At 65.0% G+C, this 17,101-nt stretch carries 15 protein-coding genes; 6 read left to right on the top strand and 9 right to left on the bottom strand.

From position 1 onward, the window contains the following. The first annotated feature begins 37 nt into the window (after nt 1–37). The gene (locus ABD923_RS01855; protein WP_259546989.1) at nt 38–1,426 is read left to right on the top strand and encodes an MATE family efflux transporter; all 1,389 of its coding nucleotides are present in this window, start codon (nt 38–40) and stop codon (nt 1,424–1,426) included. Here ABD923_RS01855 and ABD923_RS01850 read toward each other — a convergent pair whose 3' ends face one another. Continuing rightward, complete coding sequence (locus ABD923_RS01850) at nt 1,427–2,056, bottom strand: TetR/AcrR family transcriptional regulator (RefSeq protein WP_259546991.1); 630 nt, start codon at nt 2,054–2,056, stop codon at nt 1,427–1,429. 100 nt (nt 2,057–2,156) lie between these two features. Here ABD923_RS01850 and ABD923_RS01845 point away from each other — a divergent pair, with 100 nt between their 5' ends. Next, complete coding sequence (locus ABD923_RS01845; protein ID WP_259546993.1) at nt 2,157–2,624, top strand: (2Fe-2S)-binding protein; 468 nt, start codon at nt 2,157–2,159, stop codon at nt 2,622–2,624. A gap of 3 nt (nt 2,625–2,627) precedes the next feature. Further along, entirely contained in the window at nt 2,628–4,877 is a 2,250-nt protein-coding gene (locus ABD923_RS01840; RefSeq protein WP_259546994.1) for a xanthine dehydrogenase family protein molybdopterin-binding subunit, read from the top strand. 72 nt (nt 4,878–4,949) lie between these two features. Here ABD923_RS01840 and xseA read toward each other — a convergent pair whose 3' ends face one another. After that, the gene (gene xseA, locus ABD923_RS01835) at nt 4,950–6,512 is read right to left on the bottom strand and encodes an exodeoxyribonuclease VII large subunit (protein ID WP_259546995.1); all 1,563 of its coding nucleotides are present in this window, start codon (nt 6,510–6,512) and stop codon (nt 4,950–4,952) included. 125 nt (nt 6,513–6,637) lie between these two features. Here xseA and purD point away from each other — a divergent pair, with 125 nt between their 5' ends. After that, nucleotides 6,638–7,918: a phosphoribosylamine--glycine ligase gene (purD, locus tag ABD923_RS01830; RefSeq protein WP_259546996.1), complete on the top strand. Its 1,281-nt coding sequence runs from the start codon at nt 6,638–6,640 to the stop codon at nt 7,916–7,918. A 15-nt stretch (nt 7,919–7,933) separates the two neighbouring features. On the opposite strand, the gene ABD923_RS01825 is transcribed toward purD, so the two are convergent. Next, entirely contained in the window at nt 7,934–8,620 is a 687-nt protein-coding gene (locus ABD923_RS01825) for a D-lyxose/D-mannose family sugar isomerase (RefSeq protein ID WP_259546997.1), read from the bottom strand. Between the two features lie 125 nt (nt 8,621–8,745). Here ABD923_RS01825 and ABD923_RS01820 point away from each other — a divergent pair, with 125 nt between their 5' ends. Then, nucleotides 8,746–9,090, top strand: coding sequence for a hypothetical protein (locus ABD923_RS01820; protein WP_259546998.1), 345 nt, complete (start codon nt 8,746–8,748; stop codon nt 9,088–9,090). A 135-nt stretch (nt 9,091–9,225) separates the two neighbouring features. Continuing rightward, nucleotides 9,226–11,190: a monovalent cation:proton antiporter-2 (CPA2) family protein gene (locus ABD923_RS01815; RefSeq protein ID WP_259546999.1), complete on the top strand. Its 1,965-nt coding sequence runs from the start codon at nt 9,226–9,228 to the stop codon at nt 11,188–11,190. 180 nt (nt 11,191–11,370) lie between these two features. On the opposite strand, the gene ABD923_RS01810 is transcribed toward ABD923_RS01815, so the two are convergent. The 6 genes from ABD923_RS01810 to ABD923_RS01785 all read right to left on the bottom strand — a co-directional run bounded on the left by ABD923_RS01810 (nt 11,371) and on the right by ABD923_RS01785 (nt 17,024). Beyond that, a complete protein-coding gene (locus tag ABD923_RS01810) occupies nt 11,371–11,643 on the bottom strand; it encodes a hypothetical protein (RefSeq protein WP_222188926.1) in 273 nt (90 codons plus the stop codon). A gap of 153 nt (nt 11,644–11,796) precedes the next feature. Beyond that, entirely contained in the window at nt 11,797–12,306 is a 510-nt protein-coding gene (locus ABD923_RS01805; protein ID WP_222188928.1) for a CarD family transcriptional regulator, read from the bottom strand. Nucleotides 12,307–12,632: 326 nt separating this feature from the next. After that, nucleotides 12,633–12,968, bottom strand: coding sequence for a ferredoxin FdxA (gene fdxA, locus ABD923_RS01800; protein WP_259547000.1), 336 nt, complete (start codon nt 12,966–12,968; stop codon nt 12,633–12,635). A 171-nt stretch (nt 12,969–13,139) separates the two neighbouring features. After that, nucleotides 13,140–13,511, bottom strand: coding sequence for an RNA-binding S4 domain-containing protein (locus ABD923_RS01795; protein WP_259547001.1), 372 nt, complete (start codon nt 13,509–13,511; stop codon nt 13,140–13,142). Between the two features lie 6 nt (nt 13,512–13,517). Then, on the bottom strand, nt 13,518–16,439 hold the full coding sequence (locus ABD923_RS01790) for a helicase-related protein (RefSeq protein WP_259547002.1): 2,922 nt from the start codon (nt 16,437–16,439) through the stop codon (nt 13,518–13,520). A gap of 33 nt (nt 16,440–16,472) precedes the next feature. Continuing rightward, the gene (locus ABD923_RS01785; RefSeq protein WP_259547003.1) at nt 16,473–17,024 is read right to left on the bottom strand and encodes a tetratricopeptide repeat protein; all 552 of its coding nucleotides are present in this window, start codon (nt 17,022–17,024) and stop codon (nt 16,473–16,475) included. Between the last annotated feature and the right edge of the window lie 77 nt (nt 17,025–17,101).

The raw sequence follows: 17,101 nt of genomic DNA, 5'->3' as shown, positions 1-17,101 counted from the left end.
CCGTGCATTGGTCTGCGGTGACACCGCACGGGGACCAATGAGCAATCCGCAGACCCGCACCCTGACCGAAGGATCCACCGCGCGCGCCTTGGCCGTGGTCTCTGCGCCCATGTCCCTGGGTATCCTCGCCGTGATCTCGATCGGCCTGGCCGACGCCTATTTCCTTGGGCAGCTGGGTCAGGGGCCGCTGGCCGCCGTGGGCTTCATCTTTCCGGTGACGACGGCGATCACGTCGCTGTCCATCGGGCTATCGGCAGGCGCGAATGCCGTCCTCAGCCAATCCATCGGACGCGCGCGCAACAACAGCGCCGTGCAGCGCGCCGCCCTGCAAGCCATCGGCCTCGGCACGCTTCTTGCGGCGGCGGTCGCGGCAATGCTTTGGCTGGCCTACCCCACGGTGTTTGCGCTGATGGGGGCCGATGACGCGGTGTTGGGCCATATCGGGGCCTATATCCCGATCTGGTGCGCATCCTTCCCCTTCCTGGTCGCAATGATGGTGGGCAACGCGGCCTTCCGGGCCCATGGCGACGGGATGCGGGCGGCGGCAACCATGGTGGTGGCCGCCATCGTCAATATCGGCCTCGACCCGATCCTGATTTTCGGACTGGGCCCCCTCCCCGCATTCGACGTCGCCGGAGCGGCCTGGGCGACACTCGTGGCACGCGCGCTTGCCATGGCGCTGGCGCTGACATGGGCGTGGCGCAGGGGGTTGATCGGCAGTTGTGGCAACCCGCTGACCGATCTTGCCCGCAATACGCGCGAGTTGGTGAAGGTCGGCGCCCCGGCCGCGTTCTCCAATGCGATCAACCCGGCGGGCATGGCGCTCGTCACCGCGGCGGTCGCCACCCTGGGCCAGGCTTATGTGGCGGGGTTCGGAGCAGCCACACGCGTGCAGGCTTTGGCGATAGTCCCGCTTCTGGCGCTTTCGGCGGGCATCGGGCCGGTCGTGGGCCAGAACTGGGGCGCCGACAAGCAAGACCGGGCAAGACAGGCCCTGCGACAGACTTTCCTGATCTGTGCGGGCTATGGTTTGCTCGCCGGCGCTGGTCTGTTCCTTTTTGCCTCGCCCATCGCCGCAACCATCGCCTCGGGCGAAGAAGCCACGCGACACGCGGCGCTTTATCTCAAGGTCGTCGGGTGGAGCCTTGGAGGTTACGGCATTCTGGTCACCGCCAACGCGGCAATGAATGCGCGCTCCAGGGCCCTTTGGTCCATGTCGCTATCGCTGGCCCGCATCTTCGCCATCTACCTGCCCCTTGCATGGCTGGGCGTTTGGACGTTCGGCTATATCGGCATCCTTGGCGCGGCGGTGATGGCGAACCTGTTGGCGATCTGGGGCGCGGTGATCGCAACACGGGCGACCGGCCTGTTGCGGTTCAAGATGGGCCGCGTGGCTTGGCCCGCCCGCTTGGCCTCGTCCGGCTGATCAGGACCGGCGCAGCGCGCGTCCGAACAACAGGGCCAAGCGGTCGCGCGCATCGAGGTAATCGGCCCAAGCCAAGCCTTCGTGCTTCAACCCATCGAGCGCCGAGAGAATTGTGGTGGCGGTGCGATGAGGGTTCCCGTCAATGGCCTCGGGCGCGATGCGTCCCGCCATCACCGAGGATGCCAGCCAAACGCCGTAGACGTCCGCCAACCGACGCATCCCCGCGGCAACGATATCGGCGGCCGCCCCGCGCTTGTGCGACAGCAATTCCTCGGCATGCGGGGATCTCATCATTGCCTCGGCGGCGTCGCCAACCTGCACGGCGAAGGCCGCTGTCAGCGCCTCCACCGGGTCATCATGCTGCGCAAGGGTGTCGGCCACGGCCTCGGACGCGGCTGTGAAACAGGCCTCCATCAACGCGCGGAAGATGTCATCCTTGTTCCGGAAATGCAGATAGAGCGCCGCGCGCGACATGCCCGCCCGGTCCGCTATGTCCTGCATCGACGAGCGCCGCAGCCCAAAGCGAAGGAAACTGTCATATCCGGCGCGCAAGATAACGCGCGCCTTTTCATCCGGCACCGATGCGGTGATGCGCTCGAAAAGCGAGGGGATGGGAGGTTGCACGTCCATGATTATTTTCTGACGTTTTCCGTCCAAACCGTCAATTGACATACTGACAAGTCAAGACATCTTTGTCAGAAACGTTCAAAGACGCCGCAGGGAGCCAAAGATGCCAACCACGCTGACCGTGAACGGGACCGACTACCAGGTGGACCTGCCCGACGATGTCCCGCTTCTCTGGGTCTTGCGGGATGAACTTGGGCTCACCGGTACGAAATACGGTTGCGGCGTCGCGTCCTGCGGGTCGTGCACCGTGCATATCGACGGCGAAGCGATGCGCGCGTGCCAGGTCGCGCTGGCCGATGTCCGGGGGCCGGTGACCACGATCGAAGGCTTGGGCACCCCAAGCGCGCTTCATGCGGTGCAGCAAGCCTGGGTCGAGCATCAGGTGGCGCAATGCGGCTACTGCCAATCGGGCCAGATCATGCAGGCCGCAGCACTGCTCTCTGAAACCCCGAACCCCTCCGACGAGGAGATCGACCTCGCCATGTCCGAAAATCTATGCCGGTGTGGCACATATCCCCGCATCCGCGCCGCGATCCATGCCGCCGCCGATGCGCTTGGGCGGGAGGGCTGAACGATGCCGAACTGGGGTAAGATCACCCGCCGCACGCTGCTTGTCGGATCTGCCGCCATCGCGAGCGGCGTTGCGTTCGGCGTCTGGCAGTATCGCCGCGATCTACCGAACCCGCTGCAACCGGGCGACGGGCAGGCGACGCTTAATCCATGGATCCTGATCGACCAGGAGGGCGTCACCCTGATCGCCGCGCGGGCCGAGATGGGCCAAGGCGTCTACACCACTCTGCCCGCCCTTGTGGCGGAAGAACTCGACGTGGCGTGGGAGGATGTGCGCGTGATGCACGGCCCCGCGGCGCAGGCCTATTACAACGGGGCCGTGATGTCCCACGGCCTGCCCATCAACGACTATGAACGCACCGGTTTCCACGAGGTCATGATCGAAGCCATGACCGTGCTGCCCAAGATGATCGGGTTGCAGGTGACCGGCGGCTCGACCTCGACCATCGATGCGTTCGAGAAACTGCGCATGGCCGGCGCGACCGCGCGGGAGACGCTGAAAAGGGCGGCGGCAGAGAGGCTCAACATGCCGCTTGGGTCGCTGACGACACGGGATGGCAAGGTCATCGCGCCCGGCGGCATCGAGCTGAGCTATGCCGAACTGGCCCCAGCCGCCGCGGAGATCGACCCGCCGCGTCGCGCCGCGTTGCGGGACCCGGAAGATTGGCGCTACCTAGGCCGGTCCATGCCGCGCACGGACATGATCGCCAAGTCGACCGGAACCGCGGAATTCGGGCTGGATGTGCGTCTGCCCGGCATGAAATTCGCCGCCGTGCGCCGCAATCCAAGGCTCGGCGGCGGCATGCTGAGCTTTGACGCCAGCGCCGCCGAAGGCATGCCCGGCGTGGAGCGTGTCGTCGATCTGACGGACGGGATTGCCGTTGTCGCCAGTAACACGTGGCTCGCCATGCAGGCCGCCGACGCGGTCGAGATCGAGTGGGCGGCGGCCCCCTACCCCGACACGTCGGACGAAATGATGAACGTGATCCGCGCCGCATTGGACAACGCGCCGAATTCCATGCTGCGCGACGATGGCGATCTCGACGCGCTCGATATCTCGCCGGAAGATCGCGTGATCGAGGCGGAATATACCGTTCCCTGGCTGGCCCACGCCACGATGGAACCGATGAATGCGACGGCCCTTTACACCGGGGATGCGCTGGACATCTGGACCGGCAGCCAGGCCCCCGGATTTGCCGAGCAACGCGCGGCCGAGGCGGTTGATCTGGACACAGACCAGGTGACCTGCCAAGTGACCTTTCTCGGCGGCGGGTTCGGACGGCGTGGAGAGACGGATTTCGTCGTGCAAGCCGCCCGCGTGGCCCGCGCGATCCAGGGCACACCGGTCAAGGTCACATGGTCCCGCGAAGAAGACATGCGGCATGATTTCTACCGCCCGGCGGCGGCGGCCCGGATGCGCGGTGTCTTGCGGGGTGGCTTTGCCACGGCATTGGAAGGGCGCGTCGCAGCGCCCTCGGTCACCCGGCAATCCATGCAGCGCATGACGGGCCTGTCCCCCAGCGGCCCGGACAAGGGCCATGTCGAGGGGATGTTCAACCAGCCCTACGCCATCCCGAGTTACCGGGTCAGCGGGCATCTTGCGGATCTGGACGTCCCGATCGGGTTCTGGCGGTCGGTCGGCAACTCGTTCAACGGGTTCTTCATGGAAAGCTTCATCGACGAGATGGCCGCTGCCGTGCAGCGCGATCCCCTGGCCTTCCGTCTGGATCTTGCGCGGCGCGAACACGCGCCCTCGGCCGGTGTGCTGGAGGCCGTGGCCGAAATGTCCGGCTGGACAGGCAGCACCCCCGAAGGAACCGGGCGTGGCGTCGCGCTGACCTATTCCTTCCACACCGCGGTGGCTGTCGTGGTCGAGGTCACGGACCAAGACGGTGATATCTCGATCGATCGGGCCTGGGTGGCCTGCGATGTCGGAACGGCGTTGGACCCGGCCATCATCGAAGCGCAAATGTCCGGCGGCGTGATCTGGGGCCTGTCGGCGGCGGCCATGCAGGAAATCAGCTTTGCCGGGGGCGAGGTGGAGCAGTGGAACTTCCCGGATTTCGACTCGCTGCGCCTGCATAACAGCCCCGAGATCGAGGTACGCATCCTTGAGACGCAATCCCACTTGGGCGGCGTTGGCGAACCTGCCGTGCCGCCCTCCATGCCCGCCTTGGCCAACGCGATCTATGACCTGACGGGCGAACGCGTGCGGGATCTGCCGCTGAACCGGCGCCTGTCCTTCGTGATCTGACGGCGGACCGGGGCGCTGCCCCGGACCCCGGCATATTTCGCGGATAAAGATGGGGCAGGTGCCTTGCTTGCCTCAGAAGAGTGAGCCCTGATCCGGCGGGGGATCTTTCTTCGGCGATTTCGACGCCTTCGGACGCGGCGACGCCGAGGCCGGTGTCACGCCAAGCTTGCCATCCGCGAATTCGATCTCCAACGCGGGCTGTCCCTCGGCCTGCGCAAGACGGGTCACGACATTGTCGCCCCCGCGGATCACCGCGTAGCCGCGTTGCAAGGTCGCCTCGTATCCCAATGTCGCCAGAAGCCTGCCCAGTGAACTGAGCTTGTCGCGCCGTGTGCGCAGGTCGGCGCGGGCCGCACGGTCGAACCGACGCGACAGGTCATCCAGCCGGTCCCGGGCCGTGGATTGCCGCGCCGAAAGGCGCGACGGATCGAGCCGCCCCGCGAGAGAGGTCAGACGCTCGCGCCGGCTGCGCAGGGTCGACGCCAGCCGCGCGGGCGACAATCCCGCCGAGGCGCGGCCAAGGGCCAGTCGCTTGGAGGACACCGCGCGCTCCAGCGCGGGGTTGAGGTTCGAGGCCAGGTGGTCCAGCTCGCGCCGCCGGATCTGTGTCGCGTGGCGCAGGGCGGGGCCAAGTTGCAGGACCAACCGGTCGAGCCGCTGCCGCGGCGCATCGAGCAGGCTGTCGCGGCGCGGCAGGCCGCGCGAAAGATCGCCAAGCCTCTGCCGCCGCAGGCCTAACGCCTGCGTCACGCCGCGGCTGAGATACCCCTCTTGCGTGCGCAGCCAGTTCAACAGGTCCATCCGCACGGGCACGGCGATCTCTGCCGCTGCCGTGGGCGTCGGTGCGCGCTGGTCAGACGCGAAATCGATCAGCGTGGTGTCCGTCTCGTGACCCACCGCCGAGATCAGGGGGATCCGGCTGTCGGCAGCCGCGCGGACCACGGCCTCGTCGTTGAACCCCCAAAGATCCTCCAGACTGCCGCCGCCGCGCGCGACGATCAGAAGATCGGGGCGCGGGATGGGGCCACCCTCCGGCATGGCATTGAAGCCGCGTATGGCACGGGCCACCTCGGGCGCGCATTTCTCGCCCTGCACGGCAACGGGCCAGATCAGGACATGCCGCGGAAAGCGATCCCGCAACCGGTGCAGGATATCGCGGATGACGGCACCCGAAGGCGACGTGACGACGCCGATGACATCGGGAAGAAAGGGTAGCTTTTGCTTGCGGCTCTCGTCGAACAGGCCTTCGGCGGCCAGGGCCGCGCGGCGTTTTTCCAGCATCGCCATGAGGGCCCCCGCCCCGGCTGGCCGCAGATCCTCGATCACCAACTGGTACTTCGACTGCCCCGCAAAGGTGGTCAGTCGCCCGGTTGCGATCACTTCCATGCCTTCTTCGGGCGCGTGGCTCAGCCGGCTGGCGACGCCTTTCCAGATCACGGACGCAAGAACCGACCGGTCATCCTTGAGGTCGAGATAGACATGCCCCGACCGGGGTCGGCTGAGACGCCCGATCTCGCCGCGCACGCGCACATGGGCAAAGCTGCCCTCGATTGTCCGTTTCACAGCCCCCGAAAGTTCGGAGACGGTGAACTCCGGCGCGTTGCCGGGGCTGTCGTCGTCGATCAGATCATCCATGCCCGCAGTCTTAGTTGCAGGAGCGGCCGGCGCAACCTCTCTGCAAAGGGGCGCGTCAGGGCGTTATTGTGCCCGCGCCCAAGCGGCGGTATCCCGTCGCGACCGAGACGAAAGGATACCTGCCCGTGAACATCCTGATCCTTGGCGGTGGCGGCCGCGAACATGCGCTGGCCTGGGCTGTCTTGCAAAACCCGAAATGTGATCGCCTGATCGTTGCCCCTGGCAACGCGGGCATCGCCGAGATTGCGGAATGTGCGGATCTCGATGGGGAAAACCCTGTGGGGATTTCCGAGTTCGCAGCCGAAAATTCGATTGATTTCGTAATCGTAGGTCCCGAAGCGCCGCTAGCGGCGGGCGTTGTGGATATGTTGATGGATGCCGGGATTTTGGTGTTCGGGCCGAGCAAGGCTGCCGCTGAACTGGAAGCGTCGAAGACCTTCACCAAGGAAATCTGCGATGCCTGCGGCGCGCCGACGGCGGCCTGGGCTCGGTTCACCGACGCCGAGTCGGCCAAGCGGCACGTGCGCGACACGGGCGCACCGATCGTCGTGAAAGCGGATGGCCTTGCGGCGGGCAAGGGCGTGGTCGTCGCGATGGACGAGGACACGGCCCTCGCCGCCATCGACGACATGTTCGGCGGCGCGTTCGGGGCCGCAGGGGCGGAGGTCGTCATCGAGGAATTCATGACTGGCGAAGAGGCGAGCTTTTTCGTCCTGTCCGACGGGGAAACCGTCCTGCCGATCGGCACGGCCCAGGATCACAAGCGTGTCGGCGAAGGCGATACCGGCCCCAATACGGGCGGCATGGGCGCGTATTCCCCTGCCCCCGTCATGACCGAGGCGGTCACGGCAGCAGCCCTCGACCAGATCGTGAAGCCGACGGTCGCCGAGATGGCGCGGCGCGGCACACCCTATCGCGGTGTTCTCTATGCCGGCCTGATGATCGAAGACGGCCAGCCGCGCCTGGTGGAATACAACGTGCGTTTCGGCGACCCGGAATGCCAGGTGCTGATGATGCGGCTCGGGGCGCAGGCGCTCGACCTGATGCTGGCCTGCGCCGAAGGGCGGCTGGCGGAGATGCAGGTCACATGGGCCGAGGATCATGCCATGACGGTCGTGATGGCGGCCAAGGGCTATCCCGGCGCATACGCGAAAGGCAGCGTGATCGGCGGGCTTGAGGGCCTTCCGGAGGACTCGTTCAACATGGTGTTTCACGCCGGAACGAAGAAAGTGGACGGTCAGATCACCGCCTCCGGCGGTCGCGTCCTGAACGTCACCGCCCGCGGAGACAGCTTGCAGGAGGCACGGGATCGCGCCTACGCCATGGTCGACCGGATCGACTGGCCCCAGGGGTTCTGCCGCCGCGATATCGGCTGGCGCGCGCTGGGGCCCGTCAAGGACGCGTAACGCGCAGGTCTTCGCCTATGACAGCCAGCTCGCGTAGTCGGAGACAAGGAGATGCGTCGGCGCTTCATCCTCGTCGATCGCAGCAAAGCGCCCGATGGGATCACGGAACCAATTGTCGGTCTCGTCATCGTTGACGGTCGACACCTCGCCGATCAGCACGTCACCGCCCTCCCCCCAGAAGGCATGCCAATCCCCGGGCATGAGGGTCACGCTTTCGCCCGGCGCAAAGGTCAGGATCTCGCCCGGTGTGAAGTGGCGGGTGATCCCGTCACACAGGACGGTTCCGCCAGCGCTTTCGTCGAAGGACCCATCGGGCGCGGAACCGTAAAGCTCGATCGCCAAGGTCGCGCCACCGCGATTGATGATATCCTCGGCCTTGAGGTAGTGGCGATGCATCGGGCTGATCTGGTCCTGCTTCGAGATCAGCAGCTTCTCCGCATAGCACATGCCGGTGCCCCGTTTCAGGTCATCGAGCCGCCCGTTGCGCAGGGTGAACAGGAACAGCCCGAGCTTGTCGAAATCGCCCTGCCCGAAATCGGTTATGTCCCAGCCCATCCGGCCTTCGATCAGCCGGTCGATCTCGGCCCGGCGCGATTTCATCTCCTCCGGCGTCCAATAGGCAAACGGCGGCAGGACAAAGCCGAAGGACCGGATGAAAGCATCGGCCTCGGCCATGATTGCATTGATTTCGGAACGTTTCATCAGCGGCCCTTGCGTTTCAGATCGCCTTGATGCGGCATCCTGTCTTCCCTGACAAGGCCGGCGTTTTGCACGCAGACGCCATGTGCCCTATCCTGCCCCGACGAGACCCCTTCGGAGAGGCCCGCATGATCATCGCCCTTGTCCAGATCCCGCTCGACGGGCCGAAACGCGATCATGACTTCGTCGCGCAGCAATCGTTGGACGCGACCCGGATCTTTCACAAGGTAAAGGGACTGCGGCGGAAGTATTTCCTCAACAGCGAGGCCGGGGGCGGCGGCATCTACGAGTTCGCAACCCGCGAGGATGCCGCAGCCTGGTTCAACGAGGGTTGGGCCGACTGGATGGAGGGGCGTTTCGGTGTGCGCCCCACCCTGACCCTGTTCGAAAATCCCGTGGTGCTGGACAACGAGGCCGGAGAAGTCCGCGTGGACGGGGCCCCCGTGGCGCCGCCCTGGCTGGACGAAACCTGACCTCCTTCCGGCCGAAGACACCCTGCGCGCAGCTGACGCGCGGTGGATATGCACACCGGCCGCCGTCGCCAATGGACTTTGCATCTGCAGCACGGATAGGGTTGGGCCGGGCATCGAGCATGAAATGGAACCGGCATGGAAGGCATCCTGCTACAAGGTACGATCTACCTGACCGCTATGGTCATCGCGGTGCCGCTTTCCGTGCGCTTCGGCTTGGGGTCCGTTCTTGGATACCTGATCGCCGGCATCATGATCGGCCCGGTCCTTGGCCTGGTCGGGTCCGAAACCGCCGATCTCCAGCATTACGCCGAGTTCGGCGTTGTGCTGATGCTGTTCCTGATCGGGCTGGAACTGGATCCCAAGGGCCTTTGGGAGATGCGCAAAAAGCTTCTCGGCACCGGGGGCGCACAGATTCTGCTGTCGACAGTCGCCATCGCCATAGGGGTCTACCTGCTCGGCCTGCCGCTCCAGACCTCGCTGGCGGTCGGCCTGACCCTTGCACTGTCCTCCACGGCAATCGTGCTGACGACCCTCACCGAGAAAAACCTCATGCGGACCGAGGGCGGGCGCTCGGCCTTTTCGGTCCTGCTGACACAAGACATCGCCGTCATCCCGGCCCTGGCCATCCTCCCGCTGCTGGCCTTGGGGCGCAGCATTACCTTTTCCGAGGACGGCTCGATCAATCGCGCCCCCGAGGAAGACGCACACCATGCGATGTCGCTGGTCGAGGGGTTACCGGCATGGGGGGTGACCCTTGTGACGCTGGCCGCTGTCGCGGCGATCATCCTGGCCGGCCGCTACCTGTCCCCCCTGCTTTTCCGGTTCATTCACGCCAGCCGCATCCGCGAAATGTACACGGCAGTCGCGCTGGTGATCGTGGTCGGGATCGCCTTCTTGATGATTCTCGTCGGACTGTCCCCCGCGCTTGGTGCCTTCCTTGCCGGGGTCGTTCTGGCGAATTCCGAGTTCCGCCACGAGCTTGAGGCGGATATCGAGCCGTTCAAGGGGCTGTTGCTGGGCCTGTTCTTCATCACGGTCGGGGCCGGTATCAATTTCGGCACGCTGTTCGGCAATCCCGTCCTGATCATCGCACTGACCATCGCGCTGATGATCGGCAAGGGGCTGGTCCTTCTGGTCATCGCGCTCGTCTCCGGCCTTCAGGGGCGCGATCGGTGGCTGTTCACGCTCGGCCTCGCGCAGGCGGGCGAATTCGGCTTCGTCCTTGTCGCATTCGGCTTGCAGCAGGGGGTGTTCCTGCCCCGCATCGGCGAGATCATATTGCTCGTGGTTGCCCTTTCCATGCTGCTGACGCCGCTGTCCTTCATCGTCTACGAGTTTATCGGCAAGCGGTTGGCCAGTGAGCCGGAGGAAACACCCCGACATGACGAAATCGACGAGAAAGCCCCGGTGATCATCGCCGGCATCGGGCGGTTCGGTCAGGTGGTGAACCGGATGGTCCAGGCCTCCGGCTTTCGCACCGTGGTTCTCGATAGTGACCTCGCCACGATCCAATTGATGCGGCGCTTCGGCTTCAAGGGGTTTTTCGGCGACCCGACGCGGCCCGAATTGCTGGCCGCCGCAGGGCTGGGCGAGGCCAGCGTTCTCGTCGTGGCGGTCGATGACAAGGCGGCTGCCGTGCAACTGGTCGAATATGCGCGGCGGCTGCGCCCCGATATCGCCATCGTCGCCCGTGCCCATGACCGCTTGCATGTCTACGAGCTCTACAACGCCGGGGCCGACCATATCGTGCGCGAGATGTTCGACAGTTCGCTGCGGGCCGCGCGCTACGTCCTCGAAGGCATGGGTTTGAGCGATTACGAAGCCCATGAGCTTGAGATCGCTTTCTATCGCCACGACCGTCAGAACCTGCGCGAATTGGCCGAACTTTGGAAACCGGGTGTGCCCGTCGCCGAAAACACGGCCTATGTCGAACGTTCCCGCGAACTGAACAACAATCTCGAAACCGCCCTGCTCAGCCAACTTGACGGGCTCACCGAAGAAGCGCCGACCGAGGGGCGCAGGCGCCGCGGCGATGCTGGCGCCCTGGCCGGGACGCTTCGCGGAGTGGCGCCAAGGCGGCCCGGCGGTCGCGACACTTAAGGGGCCGGCCGCCGCCTCAGCATGGGTGGCTGCATCATTCCCGCCCCTTCTCGACCGGACCCAAAAAACGCCCGCTGCAAGATCTGCAGCGGGCGTTCATTCCGTGTGCTGCCGTGAAGCCCCACCATGGATGCCTGTCACCTGGCACCCGGAAGCGACACGCAGCGCGGTCAGGTCTGGTCAGCAGGGGCGAACCGTGTAGGTGCCATCCCCGTTCGAATAGGCGCAGTTTCCGGTTTGCGCATTCCGTGCAACCAGCGTGCCGACGGCGGCACCGGCCAGCGCAGCGACGATCGTCCAGTTGGCGTTGGCGTTCAGCGCGTTGGCGGTGATCAGGCCAGCACCCGCACCGGCCAGCAGGCCAAGGTTGGCCTGATCCTGCGGGCTGAGGTTCTGGCAGCCAGCCGTGCCAAGGGCAGCGACAAGCGCAATCGGTGCGAAGATCTTTTTCATTCCGGGTCCTTTCAGATGTCAGACTGGGTGGCAACGCATGACGCGATGCAGAGGTTCCCGTCCCCCGAACCTGTTTCTATCACAAAGAAAAACCCGCCGCGACAGGCGCGGCGGGTCTGGATTTCCTTAGCGATAATACGCCGATAGGCGGGATCAGGCCGCCCGGGCCGTCAGCACCTCGTCAACCTGGCGCTGCGCATTGGCCTCGTCCATGCCTTTCACGGCCGCCAGCTCGCGGGTCAGACGCTCGAGCGCGGCTTCGTAGAGCTGACGTTCCGAATAGGACTGCTCGCGCTGATCGTCGGCGCGGTGCAGGTCACGGACCACCTCGGCAATCGAGATCAAATCACCGGAATTGATCTTCTGCTCATATTCCTGGGCGCGGCGCGACCACATGGCCCGCTTGACCTTGGCCTTGCCCTTCAGCGTCTCCATCGCTTTGGACACGACATCGGGGGAGCTGAGCGAGCGCATGCCGATCTCGGTCGCTTTGGCCGTGGGCACGCGCAAGGTCATCTTGTCCTTTTCGAACGAAATGACGAAGAGTTCGAGCTTAAGGCCTGCGATCTCCTGTTCTTCGATCGAAACGATCTGTCCCACGCCATGGGCAGGATACACGACATAGTCATTCGCGCTGAACTCTTGCGACTTCCGTTTGGTCATTGGCAGTTCCTTTTTGGTTCCGTGGCGTCGGAAGCCCGTTCATGAGCGACACAAATTGCCCGCGGAAAACCGAAGCCTTCCACCAGCAAGGGATGTGAATCGCTGAACTAAGTCGGGTTGGCAGACCCGGTCGACACTACAGACAGACAATTTTTGTAACCGTTACATAACATAAAAAACGGCCACTTTAAAGATTCGCGCACACAGACAGAGCGTTCCCTCTTTGAATAAAGGGGGTTACACGTCACTTTTTGGACCGCGACGCCGCTTCGGACCCCAAGATTTCATGGCCCTGCGAATCGGATGCGCGCCGTTTCGTCTGTCCGTTACCCGCCTTCGCCGGGCGCTTCGGACAACATGCCCATCTTGTCGGGCTTGCCGTCCATCTCATCCGCCGTCGGGAGCGGATCTTTCTTGGTGATGATCACCGGCCACATCTCGGCATATTTCCGGTTGATCTCGACCCATTTTTCCATCTCGGGTTCGGTGTCGGGCCGGATCGCGTCAGCCGGGCACTCCGGTTCGCAAACACCGCAGTCGATGCATTCGTCAGGGTGAATGACAAGAAAGTTTTCGCCCTCGTAGAAGCAGTCGACGGGGCAGACTTCCACGCAATCGGTGTACTTGCAGGCAATGCAATTTTCGGTCACGACATACGTCATGCGATACCCTCGGATGGTCGTTCTTGGGGTCTGCTACGCGAGGCGAATGACCGATGCAAGCCTCGGCACCCACCCTGTGACATCAGACCATGTGTTGGGCAACTGTAAAGCCAGGTTGACAGCTTTCCAAGACCAACCCGAGCGTCCGGATGCGATTTTTTCGCGCAGCTTTCAGTCGTCTTCCGCCGCGCCGCGAAACGCGTCCAGGTCGCGCCGCGTCTTCTTGGTCGGGCGCGGGCCAACCCGGGCCGGGGCTGCGCCCTTGTCCTCGGGCGGTGTCAGGTCGTCGTAGAGGGTTTGCGCCTCGCTCGCCGGGCCGCGCCGCGTCGCAAGCGCCGCAATTCGAACAACGCGGATCTGTCGCCCCTGCGGAAAGGTCAGGACGTCCCCCTCTCCGACGCTGGCGGCAGGTTTCGTCACACGGTCGGCATTGACCCGCACCGCGCCTTCGGACACGCGGCGCGCGGCAAGGCTCCGGGTCTTGAAGAACCGCGCCTGCCACAACCAGCGATCGAGTCGATCCGTGCGCCTTGGCTCTGTCAAATGGCGTCAGGACCGATCTTTGAGGGCCGCCAGGGCCGCGAACGGATTGTCCGGGTCGATCGCCTTTTCTTTCTTCTTGGGGGCAGACGAAAAGCTCCGCGGCTTGTCGTCATGCTTGGGCTTGCCGCCCTTGCCGCGGGGCTTGCCGCCGCCTTGCTTGCGACCGGATTTGGGCTTGCCGCCCGGGGCTCCCCGGCCCGCATCTGCGCGGTCTCGCGGCGCACCGCCGGCCCGGCGGCGTGGCGCCCAGGCGAACGTGTAGAACACTTCCATCTCAGGCTCTGCCCCGGTCTCCGGCGTTTCCGCAGGCGGCGTGGCCGGAGCCTCGGACGGAGTATCCTCCGGCAACTCGGTCGGCGGTTCGGCGGGGGCTTCGCTCGGGGCTTCGACCGGCGTCTCGGCCGGGGTTTCGCCCGGCACCTCGGTCGGCGCTTCGGGGTCGGGCGTATCTGCCCCTTCCAGCCCGGTCGGGACAGTCGCGCCAAGCGGCGTCTCGTCCACCGTTTCCGGTGCATCGGTCGCAGCGGGTTCCGGCGCAGCCTTCACCTTCGCGCGCTCTCCGCGTGCGGCCTTGTAGCCCAAACCGCCCATGAGATCGGCGAATTGTTCGAGGGTCAGGCCCGTGATCGACAACATGTCGGCCGTCGCTTCGAACCCGCCGCGCGTATCCTGTCCGCGCAGCATGTCGGCAAGACGCTCCAGCATGTCGATGCGGATCGCGCGTGTGCCAGCGGTGCGGTAACCCGCCATCGTGTAGTATTCGCGGCTATGGGCCGTGTCGTTGGGGATGGTCACGAGACCCGGCGGCGGGCTGTCGGGCAACTCGTCCATGCCCTGCGCCAACCCCCAAAGCACCAGCCGCAGGCGGGTCGGCGCGGGTTTCAACAGGGCGGGCTGGAAGATCGTGAACTGGCCGAACCGCACCCCATGCTTGCGCAGCAGGCCGCGCGCCTCCTGGTCGAGCGCCTTGATGTCGTCGGCGATCTCGGTGCGCGGCACGATCCCGAACCCTTCGAACAGGCGGAAGGCAACGCCGCGGGCAAGCCCGGTGATCGTTTCATCGCGCGACATGGCGACGAGCGGTTCGAACTGGGCCGCGATGCGGCGGTCAATGTAGTGCTGCAAACGCCGCTGCACTTTCTGGATCACCTCGGCGCCGGCTTCTTCCTCGACGAAGGCCTCGGCCGTCGGGCGCAGCACTTCGGGGCCGGCGACCAGTTTGCCAACCGCCATCTCGCCCCACATGAGGCCGCCCTGCTCGGTCAGGTCGAACTCGGTGTCGGGTGCGTTGTACATGCGGTCGGCGCGCAGGTGGAATTCCGGGCGCAGGGCGGCCATGGCGGCCTGCCGCAGCGTCTTGGCTTCGTCCGGGCTGGCTGTCTCATCCTGAAGGAAACGGAATCCTGAGATCCGGCCGAGCACCTGGCCTTCGACAGTCACTTCACCCTTGTCATTCACATCGGCCACCAGGCTCTCCTTCTGTTTCAACCGGCGAAGGAGGACACTCGTCCGCCGGTCGACAAATCTTTGCGTCAGCGCACCATGCAAGGCGTCCGACAGGCGGTCTTCTACGGCACGGGTCGTCCCGCGCCAATGGGTTTCGTCATCAACCCACCCCGAGCGCTGTGCGACATAGGTCCATGTGCGGATATACGCCAAGCGTTTCGACAATGTGTCGATATCGCCATCGGTCCGGTCGATCCGCTTGACCTGCCGGGCCAGCCAATCGTCGGGAACGCGGCCCGTTTCGTGGAGAAATCCGAAAATGCGCCCCAACAGGTCGGAATGTTCGGCATGGCTGATTCCCCGGAAATCGGGGATGCGGCAGACATCCCACAGGAGCTTCACATCCCGCGCATCGCGAACCCGCTCGGCGATCTCGCTCCGCGCGCCGAGATCTTTCAGCGCCTTGAGGTCGTCGGCTTCGCGGGCGCGGGCCAGCCATTCGTCATCAGTCCGCTCTTCCAGCGACGCGATCAAACGGGCGACGGACCCGAAATCGAGGTCCGAGTTGCGCCATTGCAGCTTTCGCACGGGCGCAAAGCGATGCTCCATGATCGCTTGCGCGAGACCGTCATCGAGGGGCGGCGCCTCGCCCGTGACGCCGAAGGTTCCGGCCTGCGTATGGCGCCCGGCCCGCCCCGCGATCTGGGCCAGTTCGTTCGGCATCAGGTCGCGCATCCGTCGGCCATCGAACTTGCGCAGGCCCGAAAAGGCGACATGCCGAATATCTAGGTTCAGGCCCATCCCGATGGCGTCGGTGGCCACCAACACATCCACATCGCCGTTCTGGTAAAGCTCGACCTGGGCGTTGCGGGTCCGGGGCGAAAGCGCCCCCATGACCACCGCGGCGCCACCCTTTTGCCGGCGCAACAACTCGGCGGTGGCATAGAGATTATCGACCGAGAACCCCACGATCGCGCTGCGAGAGGGCATCCGGCTTATCTTTTTCGAACCTGCATACACAAGCTCTGAAAAACGTTCGCGGCGCATGAACTGGCAGCGCGGCACCAGGGCCGCGATGGCGTTGCGCATCGTGTCCGCGCCAAGGAACAAGGTTTCGTGCAGCCCGCGCGCATGCAGGAGGCGATCCGTGAAAACATGGCCGCGCTCCAGGTCGCCGCAAAGCTGGATCTCGTCCACGGCCAGGAAATCCGTCCCCAGGCCCATGGGCATCGCCTCGACGGTGCAGACCCAGTATTGCGTGCGCTCGGGGACGATCCGCTCTTCGCCGGTGACCAGCGCAACCACCGACGGGCCGCGCAGGGCGACGATCTTGTCATAGACTTCGCGGGCAAGCAGACGCAGCGGCAGCCCGATCATGCCGGTGCGATGCGCCAGCATGCGTTCGATCGCGTAGTGAGTCTTGCCCGTGTTGGTGGGGCCGAGCACGGCGGCAACACGACCGCGTCCGCTCAAGTCCTGCATGGCAAATCCCCTTCGGGCCCGAGGTGCCGCTGCCTAGAGCGTCCGGCCTTCCAGCTGGCGCTCGATGCGTTCGATGCCGCTTTGTATTTCGGGATGGTGGGGATGTATAGCGCGGGCGGCTTCGAACGCGGCCAGCGCATCTTCCAGTTCGCCCATCTCTTCCAGCATGAAGCCAAGCCCGCTCAGCGCACCGAAGTGACGGGGCTCAAGCACCAGGGTGCGCTGGATATCGGCAATCGCGGGGCCGTAGCTGCCCATCTCGAAAAACAGCGTGGCGCGGGTGTTCCAGCCTTCGGCAAATTCCGGCGCATGATCGGTCAGCGCCGTAAGATGGTCGTAGGCCACCGGGTAATCCTGCGCCTCCATCGCCGCGCGCCCCATGCGCAGCAGGTAGTCCGCCGTCGCCGAGCCAGAGCGCGACCATTCCTGGTAAAGCTGCGCCTCGACAACGTCCCAGTTCCGCAAATCCGGCTGGGCGAGTCGATCCAGCAACTCGTCGGCCGTGACTTGAGCCGCTGCAACTACGGGAAACCCGCAGATGACTGCCGCAACGAGAACGTTGAGAATGCGTTTCGGAAACCTCATGGTTGGTTTTGTAGCACGCCCGAAGGCGCAATCCACATCAAACGCGCGCGAGCCGGGCACCGCCACAGGACCAAGGA

It is taken from the genome of [Roseibacterium] beibuensis, from assembly GCF_039542305.1.
GTDB lineage: Bacteria > Pseudomonadota > Alphaproteobacteria > Rhodobacterales > Rhodobacteraceae > Roseibacterium > Roseibacterium beibuensis.
This window is presented reverse-complemented; position numbering and strand designations above follow the sequence as displayed.